General features: G+C 54.8%; 23 protein-coding genes. 22 read left to right on the top strand and 1 reads right to left on the bottom strand.

Annotated features, from left to right (window positions below; all coding sequences use genetic code 11):
• Positions 1 to 158 precede the first annotated feature (158 nt).
• The 8 genes from AB4Y71_RS17390 (at position 159) to AB4Y71_RS17355 (ending at position 5706) form a co-directional block, all read left to right on the top strand.
• Positions 159 to 356 (top strand): hypothetical protein, encoded by a 198-nt coding sequence (locus AB4Y71_RS17390; RefSeq protein ID WP_441722504.1) that lies wholly within the window; start codon positions 159 to 161, stop codon positions 354 to 356.
• Positions 353 to 721, top strand: coding sequence for a hypothetical protein (locus tag AB4Y71_RS17385; RefSeq protein WP_441722501.1), 369 nt, complete (start codon positions 353 to 355; stop codon positions 719 to 721). The genes AB4Y71_RS17390 and AB4Y71_RS17385 overlap by 4 nt, the downstream gene beginning before the upstream one ends.
• 6 nt (positions 722 to 727) lie before the next feature.
• Entirely contained in the window at positions 728 to 1417 is a 690-nt protein-coding gene (locus AB4Y71_RS17380) for a hypothetical protein (RefSeq protein ID WP_441722498.1), read from the top strand.
• 36 nt (positions 1418 to 1453) lie between these two features.
• Positions 1454 to 2713 (top strand): replicative DNA helicase, encoded by a 1260-nt coding sequence (locus tag AB4Y71_RS17375; protein ID WP_441722495.1) that lies wholly within the window; start codon positions 1454 to 1456, stop codon positions 2711 to 2713.
• A 133-nt stretch (positions 2714 to 2846) separates the two neighbouring features.
• A complete protein-coding gene (gene dcm / locus AB4Y71_RS17370) occupies positions 2847 to 3776 on the top strand; it encodes a DNA (cytosine-5-)-methyltransferase (RefSeq protein ID WP_441722492.1) in 930 nt (309 codons plus the stop codon).
• A gap of 44 nt (positions 3777 to 3820) precedes the next feature.
• Positions 3821 to 4162 carry a RusA family crossover junction endodeoxyribonuclease gene (locus AB4Y71_RS17365; RefSeq protein ID WP_441722489.1) on the top strand — a complete coding sequence of 114 codons (342 nt, stop codon included), beginning with the start codon at positions 3821 to 3823 and terminating at the stop codon, positions 4160 to 4162.
• Between the two features lie 119 nt (positions 4163 to 4281).
• On the top strand, positions 4282 to 5262 hold the full coding sequence (locus AB4Y71_RS17360; protein WP_441722486.1) for a DNA-methyltransferase: 981 nt from the start codon (positions 4282 to 4284) through the stop codon (positions 5260 to 5262).
• A gap of 63 nt (positions 5263 to 5325) precedes the next feature.
• Entirely contained in the window at positions 5326 to 5706 is a 381-nt protein-coding gene (locus tag AB4Y71_RS17355) for a hypothetical protein (protein ID WP_441722483.1), read from the top strand.
• Between the two features lie 38 nt (positions 5707 to 5744).
• Here the strand turns inward: AB4Y71_RS17355 and AB4Y71_RS17350 are convergent, their stop codons facing one another.
• Entirely contained in the window at positions 5745 to 5939 is a 195-nt protein-coding gene (locus tag AB4Y71_RS17350) for a hypothetical protein (RefSeq protein WP_441722507.1), read from the bottom strand.
• Here AB4Y71_RS17350 and AB4Y71_RS17345 point away from each other — a divergent pair.
• The 14 genes from AB4Y71_RS17345 to AB4Y71_RS17280 all read left to right on the top strand — a co-directional run bounded on the left by AB4Y71_RS17345 (position 5885) and on the right by AB4Y71_RS17280 (position 15185).
• Positions 5885 to 6382, top strand: coding sequence for a DNA N-6-adenine-methyltransferase (locus AB4Y71_RS17345; protein WP_441722480.1), 498 nt, complete (start codon positions 5885 to 5887; stop codon positions 6380 to 6382). The two genes, AB4Y71_RS17350 and AB4Y71_RS17345, sit on opposite strands and share 55 nt — an antisense overlap.
• On the top strand, positions 6379 to 6597 hold the full coding sequence (locus AB4Y71_RS17340; protein ID WP_441722477.1) for a hypothetical protein: 219 nt from the start codon (positions 6379 to 6381) through the stop codon (positions 6595 to 6597). Before AB4Y71_RS17345 ends, AB4Y71_RS17340 begins: the two co-directional genes overlap by 4 nt.
• Positions 6594 to 6746: a hypothetical protein gene (locus tag AB4Y71_RS17335; protein WP_441722475.1), complete on the top strand. Its 153-nt coding sequence runs from the start codon at positions 6594 to 6596 to the stop codon at positions 6744 to 6746. Before AB4Y71_RS17340 ends, AB4Y71_RS17335 begins: the two co-directional genes overlap by 4 nt.
• A gap of 428 nt (positions 6747 to 7174) precedes the next feature.
• Positions 7175 to 7408: a hypothetical protein gene (locus tag AB4Y71_RS17330; RefSeq protein ID WP_441722472.1), complete on the top strand. Its 234-nt coding sequence runs from the start codon at positions 7175 to 7177 to the stop codon at positions 7406 to 7408.
• Positions 7405 to 7623 (top strand): hypothetical protein, encoded by a 219-nt coding sequence (locus AB4Y71_RS17325; protein WP_441722469.1) that lies wholly within the window; start codon positions 7405 to 7407, stop codon positions 7621 to 7623. The genes AB4Y71_RS17330 and AB4Y71_RS17325 overlap by 4 nt, the downstream gene beginning before the upstream one ends.
• A 22-nt stretch (positions 7624 to 7645) precedes the next feature.
• Positions 7646 to 7804, top strand: a complete 159-nt coding sequence (locus AB4Y71_RS17320) for a hypothetical protein (RefSeq protein WP_441722466.1) — start codon at positions 7646 to 7648, stop codon at positions 7802 to 7804.
• A gap of 58 nt (positions 7805 to 7862) precedes the next feature.
• Positions 7863 to 8045 carry a hypothetical protein gene (locus tag AB4Y71_RS17315; protein WP_441722464.1) on the top strand — a complete coding sequence of 61 codons (183 nt, stop codon included), beginning with the start codon at positions 7863 to 7865 and terminating at the stop codon, positions 8043 to 8045.
• A complete protein-coding gene (locus tag AB4Y71_RS17310; RefSeq protein ID WP_441722461.1) occupies positions 8045 to 8632 on the top strand; it encodes a DUF7341 domain-containing protein in 588 nt (195 codons plus the stop codon). Before AB4Y71_RS17315 ends, AB4Y71_RS17310 begins: the two co-directional genes overlap by 1 nt.
• A gap of 1130 nt (positions 8633 to 9762) precedes the next feature.
• Positions 9763 to 10101, top strand: a complete 339-nt coding sequence (locus AB4Y71_RS17305) for a hypothetical protein (protein ID WP_441722458.1) — start codon at positions 9763 to 9765, stop codon at positions 10099 to 10101.
• A 4-nt stretch (positions 10102 to 10105) separates the two neighbouring features.
• Positions 10106 to 11173, top strand: a complete 1068-nt coding sequence (locus AB4Y71_RS17300) for a terminase (RefSeq protein WP_441722455.1) — start codon at positions 10106 to 10108, stop codon at positions 11171 to 11173.
• Between the two features lie 92 nt (positions 11174 to 11265).
• Positions 11266 to 11967: an HNH endonuclease gene (locus AB4Y71_RS17295; RefSeq protein ID WP_441722452.1), complete on the top strand. Its 702-nt coding sequence runs from the start codon at positions 11266 to 11268 to the stop codon at positions 11965 to 11967.
• Between the two features lie 177 nt (positions 11968 to 12144).
• Positions 12145 to 12600: a hypothetical protein gene (locus AB4Y71_RS17290; protein ID WP_441722449.1), complete on the top strand. Its 456-nt coding sequence runs from the start codon at positions 12145 to 12147 to the stop codon at positions 12598 to 12600.
• 9 nt (positions 12601 to 12609) lie between these two features.
• Positions 12610 to 13950, top strand: a complete 1341-nt coding sequence (locus AB4Y71_RS17285) for a phage portal protein (RefSeq protein ID WP_441722446.1) — start codon at positions 12610 to 12612, stop codon at positions 13948 to 13950.
• Positions 13950 to 15185 carry a hypothetical protein gene (locus AB4Y71_RS17280; RefSeq protein WP_441722443.1) on the top strand — a complete coding sequence of 412 codons (1236 nt, stop codon included), beginning with the start codon at positions 13950 to 13952 and terminating at the stop codon, positions 15183 to 15185. Before AB4Y71_RS17285 ends, AB4Y71_RS17280 begins: the two co-directional genes overlap by 1 nt.
• The last annotated feature ends 32 nt before the right edge of the window (positions 15186 to 15217 follow it).

Raw genomic sequence — 15217 nt, 5'->3', positions numbered from 1 at the left:
CTGATCAACTACCGACGCGACGCAATGGAAGCACTAAGCCAGCCGATTAGACCCGCTGGCGGTGACAGCACCATGAGTCTCCAACTTGCTCTCGTCGCAGCAAATCGAACCGCCGTCTGGCTCCGTGCCCGCGCTAACCAGTACAAGGACGACCAAAAATGAGTGACCATCCGACCTATGAAGAGCTTGTCCTGCGTTGCCAGCGACTCGCTAACATCATCGTCCGCAACAACAATGCCACCGAAATGCTACTCCGCGCCGAAGTAAAGAAAGCCAAGGCGAGCGCGTGGGATGAGGGTGAGCAATCGTGGTACGCCACAACCAAGCCCGCCAACCCATACAAGGAGCAGTCATGAGTATTCAACCCGTAACGCCGCGTGACCTGTCATTCAAAGACCGGGTTACTTACATCGACAACCTGTTTCAGGACTACTACCGGGAGCACGGTAACGATGATTGCAGACCAGAGTTCCTCATCCTGCAAGGAAGGATCTGGCGGCTCGCTAACCAGCGACCATCAGACACGTCGTGCATGAACATCCTCGGACTCATCAACTGGCGGGCACAAACCCACACCCGCAGCCTTTGGGACGACGAAACGCAAGACGACTACATGCCCGAAGACGACGGCTACAAGGAAGTCCTACAAGACCACCTGGACAGCCAAGAACAAACCATCACCGGACACATCCAACAACTCATAAACAGAGAAAGGAAGTAACCACAAGTGGCTAAGGATCGTCGCCTATACGCGAAGTTCGACATCAACATGGACGAACACGCGAAGGTCATCATGCTGTCAGATGAGGCGTTTCGAGCACTGTTTGAATCGACGTTTTACGCACGCCGGCAACTCACTGATGGGTTCTTGGACGAACGTATAGTCCTTCGCAAGTGGGGTGAAAAGGTAGCCAATGAGCTTTCTTCCAACGATCCTGCCAAGCCTTCATGGGTGAAAGTTGACGGTGGTTGGCAGATTCGCGACTTTGGCGAGCATCAGACAACAACCGCGGATATTCAAGCGAAAAGGGAGGCTGGGCGGCTTGGCGGCCTAGCAAAAGCTAGCAAAGTGCTAGCAGGTGCTACAGCAGATGCTAAGCACCTGCCTAGCAACACCCTAGCTAAGACAGAGACAGAGACAGAGACAAATACTTCTTTCCCGACTCCCGAAACCCAAACCCTTTTCGAAGAAGAAAAGAAGCCAAGAAAGAAACCCTCAACCAAAATTCCAGACAACTGGAAACCCACTGAAGAACACGCGAAACGAGCGAGAGCAAAAAACCTCGACGTAAACCAACTCGCAGAACACTTCAAACTTCACGCCGAAACCCACGACCGCCGAGCAGCCAACTGGAACTCAGCCTTCACAATGTGGATCACCAAAGCACAACCCAAACAAGCAACCGCCTGGGGATAACACCCAAGCGGTTTTCTTATACCCAAAGGAGGCCACATGTCCGACCTCGACCACGCCGAACTATCCATCATCGGATCACTGCTGCTGTCTCAAGGCCGAGTACTCGAAGACCTTGAGTTCGACCCAGCCGACTACACGCAACCCGTATACGAGAAAATCCACCGCGCAGCAATGACCATGAAAACCGCTGGGCAACCCGTGGACATGGTCACCCTCGCAGGGCACCTCAAAAGCATCGGTGAACGTGTAGACCCAGCACTGTTGCCGAAAGCAATGGAAACCACGCCGACCGTGGCGAACGTTGGGCACTACGCAAACATCGTCACCCAAGCCGCTATTGCTCGACGGCTCATGACCGCTGGGCAGAAGATCCACCAGCTCGCACAAACGAACGGCGGGTCACCGGAGGTTGTCGAAGAAGCACGCAAAACCCTTGATGATGCTTCAGCTAAGGAAACCAGCGCGCCAGTCACGTTCCTTGCCGAGACACTGGAAGAAACAATCGACCTGCTCGAATCCGATGTGCGGGCGATCCTCACGCCGTGGCCTCAGATGAACAACCTCATCACCGGTCTGCAACCCGGCGCCGTGTACGTCGTAGGCGCTAGACCGGCAGTCGGCAAATCCGTTGTCGCTGTCCAGCTCGCACAAGCCATGCTCAGTCATGGTTCGGTAGCGTTCATCAGCCTAGAGATGAGCCGCAACGACCTGAACCTGCGCATCATGGCGAACGAGCTGAAGATCCCAATGAACAAGTTCATGGAAAGAAACCTGGATGATGCGGATTGGCAGAAGATCGCCACCTGGACCAACGCGCAAACCACTCGACCACTCGCAGTGCTCGACCGCCCATCATCCAGCATCACCGAAATCAAACGGTTCATCAGATCCACGCACCGGCGCAAACCACTCGCCGGAATCGTTGTGGACTACCTGCAGCTCATGTCGCAACCAAACGGCGACCGGCGACCACGCCACGAGTTCGTATCCGACATGTCACGCGAACTCAAGATCCTAGCGATGGAATACAACGTGCCCGTGATTGTCCTGTCTCAGCTCAACCGAAACAGTACGAACCGAACTGACGCTCTACCGCAAATGTCAGACCTGCGAGAGTCCGGGTCCATCGAACAGGACGCAGATGTTGTCATGCTGTTGCACCGCGAGCCCTATGGAGAAGCCAGCGTGGACATGAAGATCGCTATTGCAAAGAACCGGCGAGGCAGGACAGGAGCAATCGAGCTGGTCTTCCAAGGCCACTTCTCGAACGCCCACGACCCGGAGGTAACCCAATGAGAGAAAAGTTAGACGAACCGATGCACATCAGTGAAGTGATGGCCGAGTACCTGCAAGAACTCGAAAGCACCTGCCGAAACTACCAAGCCACTCTCAACGAGGGTGGCTCTCTTTATGCCCAAGGAGGCGGACAGTGACCGTCAAATACTTTTCCATGTTCAGCGGGATCGGCGGTTTCGAACTAGGCCTCGAATCTGCCGGCCAGCGAACCAACACCAACTTCGAATGCGTCGGATACTCAGAAATTGATAAGCACGCAATCCAAACCTACGAAAGGCACTACGACCATGACCAGTTCGGCGACGCAACCATCATCAACCCCGCCACCGTCCCAGACTTCGATCTTCTCGTTGGTGGATTTCCCTGCCAGGCATTCAGCATCGCCGGCAAACGAAAAGGATTCGCAGACACCAGAGGAACGCTCTTCTTCGACATCGCCCGAATCCTCAACCATCACAAGCCGAAGCATTTCATCCTCGAAAACGTCAAAGGGCTCCTTAGCCATGCAGGAGGGGCAACTTTCCGAACCATCATCACCACGCTTGATGAGCTGGGGTATTGCGTGGAATGGGCGCTACTCAACAGCAAAAATTACGGCGTACCCCAAAACCGAGAACGCGTGTACCTTGTCGGACATTTTGGAGGACCACCCGAACGAGAAGTATTTTTTCCCGTCGGACCGAGTGACCCGCATTCTACAGTCGGCCAGTCAACAGAAACCGCAGTTGCTCGAACACTCACAGCGGGCGGTAACTCAGGCGGAAACCACTCGGGAATGACGATTCTGGAGCTCACGGGCGCACGAAGCCAGTCTCAGCGGCTCTACGACCCGGAAGGGCTGTCTCCGACGATCTCCACTGGTGGAGCGTCAACTGGCGGTTCAGAAGTTCCCAAGATTCATGTACCGCCTCGCATTAGGCGGCTTACCCCGACCGAGTTTGAGCGCCTCCAAGGATTCCCTGACGGCTGGACGATCGGCAGCGACACCCAGCGATACAAGCAACTCGGCAACGCGGTAACGACGAACGTTGTCCGTGACGTAGCAGAAAGGCTCTACCAGTGATCACGTTTTTTGTGTCAGGCGTTCCGGCGCCGCAGGGGTCGAAGGTGTCTTATGGCAAGGGACGCATGGTCGAGTCGTCGAGGAAGTTGAAGCCGTGGCGTGACCGTGTGACCGCTATAGCCAAGACCCTCGTGTTGGATGAGCCACTGGATGGGCATCTGCGGTTGATCGTGAACTTCTACCTACCCGCACCAGCCAAAACCCGGTTTGGTTCACGTCCAGCCGGCACCCCCGACCTGGACAAGCTCGTGAGGGCTGTCGGTGACGCGCTCACTCAGTCGAAGCTCATCAAAGACGATGCCCGGATCGTCAGCCTGATCGCTCATAAGCATTGGGCGCTGAATACTCCCGGCGCTGAAATCACCATTGAACGGCTGCCAGTTTAATTCTGAGCGCCTCACAGCCCCTAAAGCTACCCGTGGACGTTCACGCTCACGAACGCCCCGCAAATTAACGCGCAGCGCCCCAAACACCGGGCGCTTTTCTCGTCTCAGAAAGAAAACTAATGAAACCGTACTACCAAGACGACCACGTAAGCCTCTACCACGGAGACTCATTAGAAATCCTGCCAACACTAGGCCTCCAAGCAAACGTCCTTCTAACCGACCCGCCTTACTTCAAAGTCAAGCAAGAAGAATGGGACAACCAATGGGATAAAGCACATGAATTCCTGGAATGGATGGGGGAATTCCTCGACCGAACTAAGCCGCTACTGACCGCAAACTCCTCAGTATGGGTGTTCGCATCACCCGCCATGACATCCAGCGTCGAACGACTGGTAGGCGAACGCTTCCGTGTCCTCAATAGCATCCGATGGGTCAAGGAACAAGGGTGGCACCAGAAGGCCGAAGTTGCCACCCTCCGGTCCTACCTAACACCGTGGGAGGGCATCGTGTTCGCTGAACAGTTCGATGACGCATACGGAGACGCGGCAAAAGCTCTACATAGAGAAGTGTTCGCGCCCATCGGACGCTACATGCAAACCGAATGGGAAAGAGCAGGGTGGAAAGCCGGAAAGCTTGGCGTTGCCCTCGGATACGACTCGGCACTGCCGACTCGCTGGGCTGAAGGATCATCACTTCCCACGAGGGATGCCTATGAGCGAATGCGGGCACTGCTGAACGGGCATGGTGGCGAATACCTACGGCGTGAGTACGAAGACCTACGGCGTGAGTACGAAGACCTACGCAGGCCATTCAAAATTAATTCACGCACGAATTCAACCGACGTATGGACCTTCGGAACAGTGCCACCCAGCCCCGGAAAACACCCATGCGAAAAGCCTCAAGCCATGCTGCGCCACATGATCGAAACAAGCAGCAGACCCGGCGATCTCATCCTTGACCCGTTCGCCGGATCAGGGTCAACGCTCGATGCAGCACGCGGGCTAGGAAGGCGCGCCATCGGTATCGAGCAGGACGAACGCTGGTGCGAATACATCGCGAAACGACTGTCTCAAGGAGTCCTAGACTTCAGCAACCTATAAACAAAACCCGCAACTTGAGCGCTCCTAACCGGGCGCATTTTTTATGCAACGAAAGGCAAGACCATGAACAACCTCCCAGGCCTCAAAGTTGGCGACCAAGTACTCATCACGTTCACCAAATACGGCGAAACGACCATCCGGGGCCAGCACGAAATCGAACGCCAAACCAAAACGCTGTTCATCGTCAACGGCGAAAAGTTCCGAAAGAAAGACCATCAAGAGCACGCCGCCCGTGACGCATGGAGCGGACGAACCGAAATCATCCCTGCCAACTCTGAAGAAGCCCAGCTGCTCATCCAAACAGCTCGCATCCAGGAAGCGCGATTCCTATTCCGAGAATCAGTGAATCGGCCAGACAGGGATCTAACGGAACTTCAAACCGCACTGGAATCACGCAAACTGCTCGATGCCTACATCCGGTTGCTTGGGAATGATGACCGATGATCTTCACTTCTCGCACGTACCGGCACGCGATCCGACGGTCACTCCAAATGGAACGCATCAAAATCGGGTGGGTTACCGAAACCGCCGGCCAACCCACACACGACATATTCCGGCAAGCACTCCACCACCAAATCAATCACACCCGCCGGCTCCAAGCCCGCAAACGAAAGGAACGGAAATGAGCACAAGAGCAATGGGATCGCACCACTCAGCGCGAGCTGAAACAACAACATGGTTAACCCCTCCCCATGTTCACCAGAGTCTCGGAGAGTTCGACCTTGACCCATGCGCTGCACCCAACTGGCCAACCGCCAAACGACACATCATCCTTCCCGAGGATGGGTTGGCCGCTGATTGGCATGGGCGTGTGTGGCTCAATCCTCCGTATGGGATGGAGGCATGGACTTGGCTAGACAAGCTTGCAGATCACGGGCAAGGCACAGCGCTAATCTTCGCCAGAACCGAAACTGCGGGATTCGTAGAACAAGTCTGGAGCAAAGCAACGGCAGTCAAATTCCTGCACGGGCGACTCCACTTCCATTACCCAGACGGAACTCGCGCTAAAGCTAATAGCGGTGCGCCGTCCGTACTTGTTGCCTACGGACTAGCAGACGCGGTACAGCTCGCAAACTCCGACATCCCAGGAACCTACTTGCAACTAAGGATCAGCAATTGAGCAAGCACGCCAAACCAGAAACACCCCTCGAACGCGCAGACCGACTCATCAGCGAACTATCCGACGAATCATACGTGAACGGACTACACCGGGCGGACACTGCCTACCTCGAAATCTCACCGCACTTCGCCAGCTTCCAAGAGCAGATCAACAACATGATCTACAACATGCGCCAAGCCTGCGCAAACTTCGCCTCAATCAAGGACTGGGCATGACCACCTACACGATTCAAGAGTCACCACTCGGCACCTACACGCTCATGCTCGGCACGCAGTTGATCATGCAGGCTACGAGTCGCGCCGAATGCGTGCGAGTCAAGACCGGGCTAGAACACCGCCACCCAGACAGGAAAAACAATGCCTAGGAAAACGATCTGGAAACAACACCGAGGCCGATTCGTACGCCACCTCCACAGCGACAACCATATGCGCCGATTCATTCAGGCAAGCTTCTCCAATAGGCGCACCCGATACCAGCCGATGAATGCGTACCAAGACCACGCAGTAATCCGCAACCCACGCATGAAACCACTCATCCACAACGGAAAGGCCAAACGATGAAAGACGCAGGATCATTCACCATCACGGTCGGAGCAATGTACGCGTTCTGGACTCTCATCGGACACACGCCAAACTTGGGACTCTGGTGGTTATACATCATCGTCGGCGCAACCATCTACTACCTCGGACACCGAACAGAACAAGCACGGAAGCGGGAGCGCCAAGAGAAAGTTACTCGCGAAATGAGAGAACTCGTAGAACGCAACGAACAATGGCGAAAAGAGCGTGGACTATGAGCCAGCGATTCAGCGACGCCGAACTAGCATCCGAATTCTGGTTCGCATCAGGTGAATTCAACGCAGGAACCGAAGGCTACCGAGTCGAATGGTTCGGAGGCGAGACCCAATTCACCCGCAACGACGAACTACGCGCACAAGCCCAAGTCGCAACCCTCAAACGCTTCGCCACACTCCCACACGCACATGAAGCAAACCTTGTAAACGAGATGACAAAGGAAAACCGATGAACATCTACGGAAATCACATCGACCTCGAAACACCAGACGACGACGCGATCATTGTCGATGTTGTCGTTATCGCACGCTCACTCAGAACCGGCAAAGACGGGCGCATGGAAGACGCAGTACTAGTCTCATCCACCGACTCAACCACCGGCATCATCTTCGACGGCATGCTAAGCGCTGTCGCAAACGGTGAATACGTGGAAGTGGACGATGACTAGTTCGTGTTTCTGCACAAACCATATGGGCGGCAAGAAAGCGCAATACCGCACCAGAGAACAAGCCGTCAAACAACTCTGCTGGCACGCCAAAAAAGCAAGAGGCGGAACATTCACCATCGTCACCTGCAAGTCTGATCCGCAGGTGCTCCATATTGTCAGCAGTCGAGAGGCCAAGAAATGAACATCAACGGAACAGCACTAGTACCACACAACACCCAAACCACCACCCAGGAGGGGCAGTGAAAAAAGCAGCACGCATCGCCACAGGCATCATAGTGCTACTCGCAGTCCTAGCCATGATCGCCGGATTCACCGCAGCCATCTGGACAAGCGACGAGCGATGGTCACTAACAGCCTTCGCTGCGCTCTTCGTCGCGTTCTTCGGAATCATGGCGTCCACCTACCCGGGATGGGACGACTAATGACCCTGCGATCACTCGCGCAAGAACTCACCGAACCACACCTCAAATCAATCGGTGGGCGCATAGGTAAAGTGCCGTCACTACTATCCGAACTGCGTGCTGCCGTGGCAGGATCAAGCGACACCGGAACAGGAGGAACAACAAGCAAAGCACGCATCCTCGTAGACGCATCCGCGCTGGATCTACTGAACCAGATCGACAGTGAAGTACGCTCAGTATTCAGCGACCGCTACGGAGAGAGCGCACCAACACTTGAAGCATGCATCGAACTCATCGGCAAGGGCGAGCACCCAGATAACTGGGATCAATGGTTCACCGGAATGTTCGACGGCATTAAAAGCAGGATTGAAACCTACCTGCGACCAAAGAAGATGCGCCGGCTAGATGGCATTGATTGCCCATCCTGCGGACAAGCAACCTATGGTGACGACAGGCTAACCGCGCTCTACGTAGACTGCTGGGCAGACCACGAAAACCTGCGACCACACCAAGATTGGACAGTGATTTGTAAAGCCTGCGAAACACACTGGACAGGCACAAACGAAATCAAATGGATACTAGTTGCACTAACCGCAAAGAACGTTTAAACTGATACCAGCTGCGGATAACCATATCCAAAGTCAGAAACCTTACCGATGCCGGTGAGGTTATTTTTATGCCCAAAAGTGGCATCGTGGCGGCCGTCGGGAGAACCGCCCATAAACAACCCGACACACGCCAAGCTCAGACCTTCCTTGGAAGCGTGGGCTTATAACTGAATAGCCCGGTGCACACGACACCGGGAGCGCTGACAAAGCTTCACCTGCCAGGCAAGTGACCGGGAGCATTACCCGGCAGCGCACGACGGGTCAACACTCCAATGAGTGAAGGCGCCCACGACGGTTGCGAGTAAGCACATGCTTAATCTTCCAACAACCCGAGGATGACCTGCCCGACACTATTTGATAGCCCAAAGATGGGGCCAGCGTGAGTGCTGACTAACGACACTCACAACGCCGCCCGCGTTGGAACCGGACAACCAACGCGGGTAGCAACAAGAGGTGGTGATGAAGATGGCAAGAGCCAAGCGCATCTGCCCAAAGCCAGGATGCCCACAACCCGCAACCAAACGCTACTGCCCTGAGCACGAACGCGAATACGAACGCGCACGAGGCAACAGCACGCAACGCGGATACGACTCCAAACACCAAAGCCTACGCAAGCAATGGCGACAACGCATCGACCGAGGCGGAGTCAGCTGCGCATCATGCGGACTACCAATCCACCCTCAAGCACCGTTCGACCTCGGCCACACCGACGACCGAACCGCCTACAAAGGCGCAGAACACGTCCACTGCAACCGTTCAGAAGGCGGACGCAGAGGACGTTCACAACAGGCTTGAACCTGTGGAAAAACCTGTGGACAACCCCCACCCGGGGGCACCTAAGACGTGGTCAGACCAGACCGCCGGTGAGGTGGCTCTGATGCGCGGAGGGTTCAAACATTCCTGACTAGGCCATTTTGGAGGTGGTTGTTTTGTCTCGTGGTGGTGCTAGAAACCGCTCTGGACCACAGCCGGATCCTTCGTCTGGTCGGTCTGATTCTCGTGGCATCAAGTTGGATGCTTTGCCTAATGAGGGCCGTAAAGGTGAGCCTCCGTTGGCGTGGCCTCTTGGGTCGCCGGCTGTTTATATTGACGTGGTTGTGAATGGTAAGCCGTCTCGTGAGCTGGATGAGATGGCTACCGAGGAACGTCGCCAAGCTGAGCTGTCTCTTTGGGATGAGGTTTGGACTTACCCTCAAGCTTGCGCTTGGGAGTTGGATCGGTGGCGTTGGAATATCGTTGCTCTTTATGTCCGTACGTTCCTTGTTTGTGCTGGTCCGGAGGCTAAGGCGGCTGATAAGGCTTCGTTGCATCGTTTTGGTGATCAGCTTGGTCTTACTCCTGCTGGTTTGAAGGAGAACGGTTGGGCTATTGCTCGTAGCGAGGTTGATATGAAGCGTTCTGAGAAGCCTAGCTTGTCGGTTATTGACGAAACGGAGCAGGAGCGCCCCCAGCGTCGTTTGAGGGGGTGATCTCGTGTCTGATTTCAAGGTTGATTTCCCGACCTTGGGGGACGTTGTTGATGCTTGGATTGCTCAGCATTGCAAGGTTCCGAATGGTTTTGATCGTGGCGCTTCGTTTGTGGAGTCTGATTGGCAGTTCTGGTGCACGGCGAATCATTACCGTGTGAAGGACACTGCGCAGTGGGATCCTGTGAAGCCGTTGCGTGCTCAGGCTTTCCATTATCGGCGTTCTCAGATTGTTGCCCCTCAGAAGACGGGTAAGGGTCCTTGGTCGGCTTCGATTGTTGCGGCTGAGGCTGTTGGGCCTACGTTCTTTGGTGGCTGGGCTGAGAAGGGCGACGTGTACCGTTGCGAGGACTTTGGTTGTCCTTGTGGCTGGTATTGGGAGTATGAGCCTGGTGAGCCTATGGGTATTCGGCAGCCGTCGCCTTTGATTCAGATGCTTGCTACGTCTGAGGATCAGGTGGATAACGTTTATGGCCCGTTGAAGGCGATGATCCTTTTGGGTCCGCTTGGTTCGTTGATGAAAGTCCGTGAGGGTTTCATTCGTATCCTTGGCGGCGAGGGTGGCGAGGATTTCGACAAGATCGAAGCTGTTTCGTCGTCGGCTGCTTCTCGCCTGGGTAACCCGATTAGTTTTGCTTTGCAGGATGAGACGGGTACTTATACGAAGACGAACAAGCTGATCAGGGTTGCTCAGACTCAGCGTCGTGGTCTTGCTGGTATGGGTGGTCGTTCGATTGAGACTACGAATGCTTGGGATCCTGCTGAGGCTTCGTTGGCGCAGCAGACTTTTGAGTCTCAGGCGCCGGATATTTTCAAGTTTTATCGTCAGCCGCCGGCGGATTTGTCGTATCGGAATAAGCGTGAGCGTAAGCGGATTCATGCTCATGTTTATGACGGGTCGCCTTGGGTGAACCTGGATGACATTGAAGCGGAAGCCGTGGAGCTTTTGGAGACGGATCCGGCGCAGGCTGAACGATTCTTCGGGAATCGTTTGGTGTCTGGTTCTGGTGCTTGGTTGAAGGATGGTCTGTGGGATGCAGCTTACCTTGGCGACGCACTTGAAAAAGCTAGCTGATTAGTGCGTTTTCCGGTAAAATTGGTATATGAAACCCCCGCGATTGGTGGAACAATCCGGGGGCGCGACCAACACTCTAAGGAAGTGCTGATATGCCTATTATTTCATGCCAATGGCCCGACTGCGAAAACACTAAATTAGTTTCCCGTGGGTTATGCGCCCGATGCGTCAAGCGGGCTTCTCGCGCAGGGATCATCGAATCATTCACGGCACCGCCTCGAACATGTGGCCATTGTGGACGCGAGTTCTTGACTGGCGGTAAGAATGGCAAGGTTTCATACTGTTCAACCAAGTGCCAGCGAGATGGAGTGGCTAAACGCCGCGAAGAATCCCGCGTGAAAGACCTGACTAGGCCTTGCTCTGGGTGCGGTGGATCCATATCTCACACCCAAAGGAACGACGCTCAATACTGCTCCGAGACTTGCCAAAGGCGAGCTTGGTTCGAGGCTAATCCTGACAAGACTAAGGCCCAGGCCAAGCGCTGGAAGATTGACAACCGAGATCGCGCAAAGGATTCCGACCATAGGCGACGCGCAGCGCTGCGGGGCAGTGCTCACGAAAAGATCGACTATGGATCGGTTTGGGAACGCGACAACGGATGCTGTTGGATTTGCGGTGAGCCGGTTGATCAATCGCTCGAATACCCAAACCCGGGATACAGGTCTTGGGATCACATCGTGCCAATTTCTCTTGGCGGTTCGCACACGATGGGCAATATTGCTCTGAGTCACCTGCGCTGCAACATTTCGAAGCGTGATCGAATTCTTGATCGAAAGCCCGCATGGGCTAGTTAGGAGGAATCCGATGCAACTCAATCAGGTCACATGGCTGGAAAACCCAGCCGATGGAACCCAAATATGCATCGGATTTAGATCGACGGTTCAGAAAATGATGATTGGTCGGCAATAAGAGCCGAAACTATTGACGGGCATCAGTTCACGCCGCGTTATGGGCCGGATAAGCGTCCTGCCGTGTGGAATCCTGCCGAGTGGGGTGGAGAGATCCCGCGTGGTGAGGTTGATGCTTGTGTTGATGAGCTGATGACCCGGTTCAAGGTGAAGCGCATGTATTGCGACCCTCACGGTTGGTATACGGAGATCGGCAACTGGTCGGTCACGTATGGCGATGACGTGGTTTTTGAATGGAACTGTTCACGTATTTCTCGCATGTTCGAGGAGATTGTGCGGTTCCAAACTGATTTGCGTGAGAAGCGCATGACTCATGATGGTTGCCCGTATGCGGCGATGGCGTTTGCGAATGCCAGGAAGATCGCTAAGCCGGGTCAGAAGTACATTCTTGGGAAGCCTACGCAGCATCAAAAGATTGATGTGGCGATGTCTTCCATTCTTGCTCATACCGCTGCGGCGGACGCTCACACCGCTGGTTGGGGCGAAGAAACCGATAACCGTATGTGGTGTTTTGGATAGGGGGCCGTTTTGGCGTTGACCAATGAGATGACCTCTCTTGTCCAGGGGCTTGAGGATAAGCTTTCTGCTTTGTCTGGCAAGGATTTGCTGAATGACAGGTATTACGAGGGTGCTCAGCGTTTGGAGCATATTGGGTTGGCTGTGCCGCCTGAGCTTCGTCGTTTTGAGACTTCGGCGAATGCGTGTCGTATCACGGTGGATTCGGTGGCGAATCGTCAGAAGTTGAAGACGTTCTATTTGCCTGATTCGGATGAGGCTTCGGCTGAGTTGCGTGATGGTTGGGATGCGAACAATCTTGATTCTGAGTCGCAGTTGCTTAGCAAGGAGAAGCTGATTCTTGGGCGTGGGTTCGTGTCTGTGGGCACGAATGAGGAGGACAAGGATCATCCTCTGATTCGTGTTGAGTCGCCGCGTGAGATCGCTGTTGATGTTGATGTGCGTCATCGTCGGATGAATGCTGCTGCGCGGTTCTACGGTGATTCTGTGGAGCCTGGGCGTGCTGAGTTTGCGACGTTGTATCTGCCGAATCAGACGCTTTGGTTAGAGCGTGGTTCTGGTGGTTGGAATGTTGTTGATCGGGATGATCATAAGCTTGGCCGTGTGCCGTTGGTGATGTTCTTGAATCGTCGTCGCCTTGGCCGTTGGAACGGTGTTTCGGAGATGGCGGACGTTATCCCGCTGGTTGATGCGGTCGCTCGTACACTGACGAACTTGCAGTTGGCCGGCGAGACTCATTCTGTGCCTCAGAAGTATGTTCTTGGCATGTCCAAGGGCGATTTTGTGGACAAGGATGGGAAGCCTATCCCGGCGTGGGAGGCCTATTTCAATGCGATTTGGGCGAATGCTAACAAGGATGCGAAGGTTGGCCAGTTCGCGGCGTCGGATCTGAAGAATTTCCATGAGACGACGAACCATTATATGCAGTTGATTTCGGGCATTACTGGTTTGCCGGTGCGTTATTTTGGGCAGAATTCGGCGAATCCTCCGGCTGAGGGTGCGTTGATCGCTGATGAGTCGCGTCTGATCCAGAATGTTGAGGCTAAGAACGCTGAGGATGGCGATTCTTGGGGCTGGGTTATGGGATTGTATGAGCGTTTCCGTACTGGCGAATGGGTCAATGGGAACCGGATTGCTACGGAGTGGTACAACCCTGCTACGCCGACTCAGGCGCAGACAGCTGATGCGGTGACGAAGATGTATGCCGGTGGTAATGGTCTGTTGTCTTTGGAGTCTGCTTGGGATTCTTTGGGTTGGTCTGAGGCTCAGAAGAAGCGTGAGTGGGATCGTCGTGAGCGTGAGTCGCGCATGAGCCTGGGCATGATGGAGAAGGACGTTAGCGAGGAGCTGTAATGTCGGTTCCTGCTGCGGTTGTTTCTCAGTACAAGGCTAGTCAGCGGTTGCAGTCTCAGGCGGCGCTCGCGGCTCGTAGGGCTTGGGGTCAGGTTCAATCGGGGTCTATCTCGGAGTCTTGGGGAGCGATTCTCAGGGCTTCGGGATTGATTGCTGCGGTGTCTGCTGGACAGCTGGCGAACGCTACGGCGGGTGCTAGCTATTCGGCTGACAGTTTGGCTCAGCAGGGCTTGTATGAGCCGCCTGAAGCGTTTGTGGATCCTGCCGGCTTCGCTGGCATTGCTGCTGATGGGCGTTCGCTTGAGGGGCTGTTGTATTCGACGGCTCCTTATGTAAAGACGCTTATCGGCGGCGGCATGGACGTTGCGACGGCTATGGGTGCTGGCGCGAAGCATGTGCAGATGTTGGCGAAGACTACTGTTGCTGATGCTGGGCGTGGTGCTGCTGGCGTGGATATTGCTTCTCGTCGTGGTGTTGGTTATGTCCGCATGTTGAATCCGCCGTCGTGCTCTCGATGTTCGGTATTGGCGGGCAAGTTCTACCGTTGGAATGCTGGTTTTCGCCGGCATCCTGGTTGTGACTGTGTGCATGTGGCTTCGACTGATAAGGCTGTGAACGGTGGTCAGTCTGAGGGGCTGATTCATGACCCTTATGAGTACTTCCAAGGCCTTTCTGAGGCTGAGCAGGACAAGCTCTACACGAAGGCTGGCGCACAGGCTATCCGCGATGGTGGCGACCTATTCCAGGTGGTCAATAGTCGCCGTGGCATGAAGCCGGGTGGTTTGGTTACCACTGAGGGAACTAGCCGGCGTGGCAACTTTGGACGGGGTAACGGTCCACGATTGACCCCCGAAGGTATCTATTCGCAGAACCTTTCTCGCGCTGACACTCTGAAAGCTCTTGAGCGTAACGGGTATATCCTGCCGGGTGGTCAGGATCCTTTGGGTTCGATTCGTGGTCAGCGTGATGGTTTTGGCGCTTTGGGTCGTGGTGGTACTCGTGTTGGTGCTCGTGAGGCTGTACTGGAAGCTCGCAGGACGGGTCAGCGTAGACCGAATGACCGTTACAACATGACCCAGGCTGAACGTCGCTTGTTCGATGCTCAGTTGCGTTGGGACGCTGTACGCGAGGGACGTAACCCGTACAGCTCAAAAGAGAAACTAACCCCGGAGATTGCCGCGAAAGTTGAGAAAGACTTCCGGCGTTGGCTGTCTACTGGTGGCCAGGTTTTCTAATCAAGTTTTTTTGTTCTTCCCTTGCGTGCGAT

The sequence above is a fragment of the Glutamicibacter sp. MCAF14 genome (assembly GCF_052114325.1).
In the GTDB taxonomy this organism is placed as follows: Bacteria; Actinomycetota; Actinomycetes; order Actinomycetales; family Micrococcaceae; genus Glutamicibacter; species Glutamicibacter arilaitensis.
Note: the sequence above shows the minus strand (reverse complement) of the source record. Positions and strands in the feature narration are given on the sequence as shown.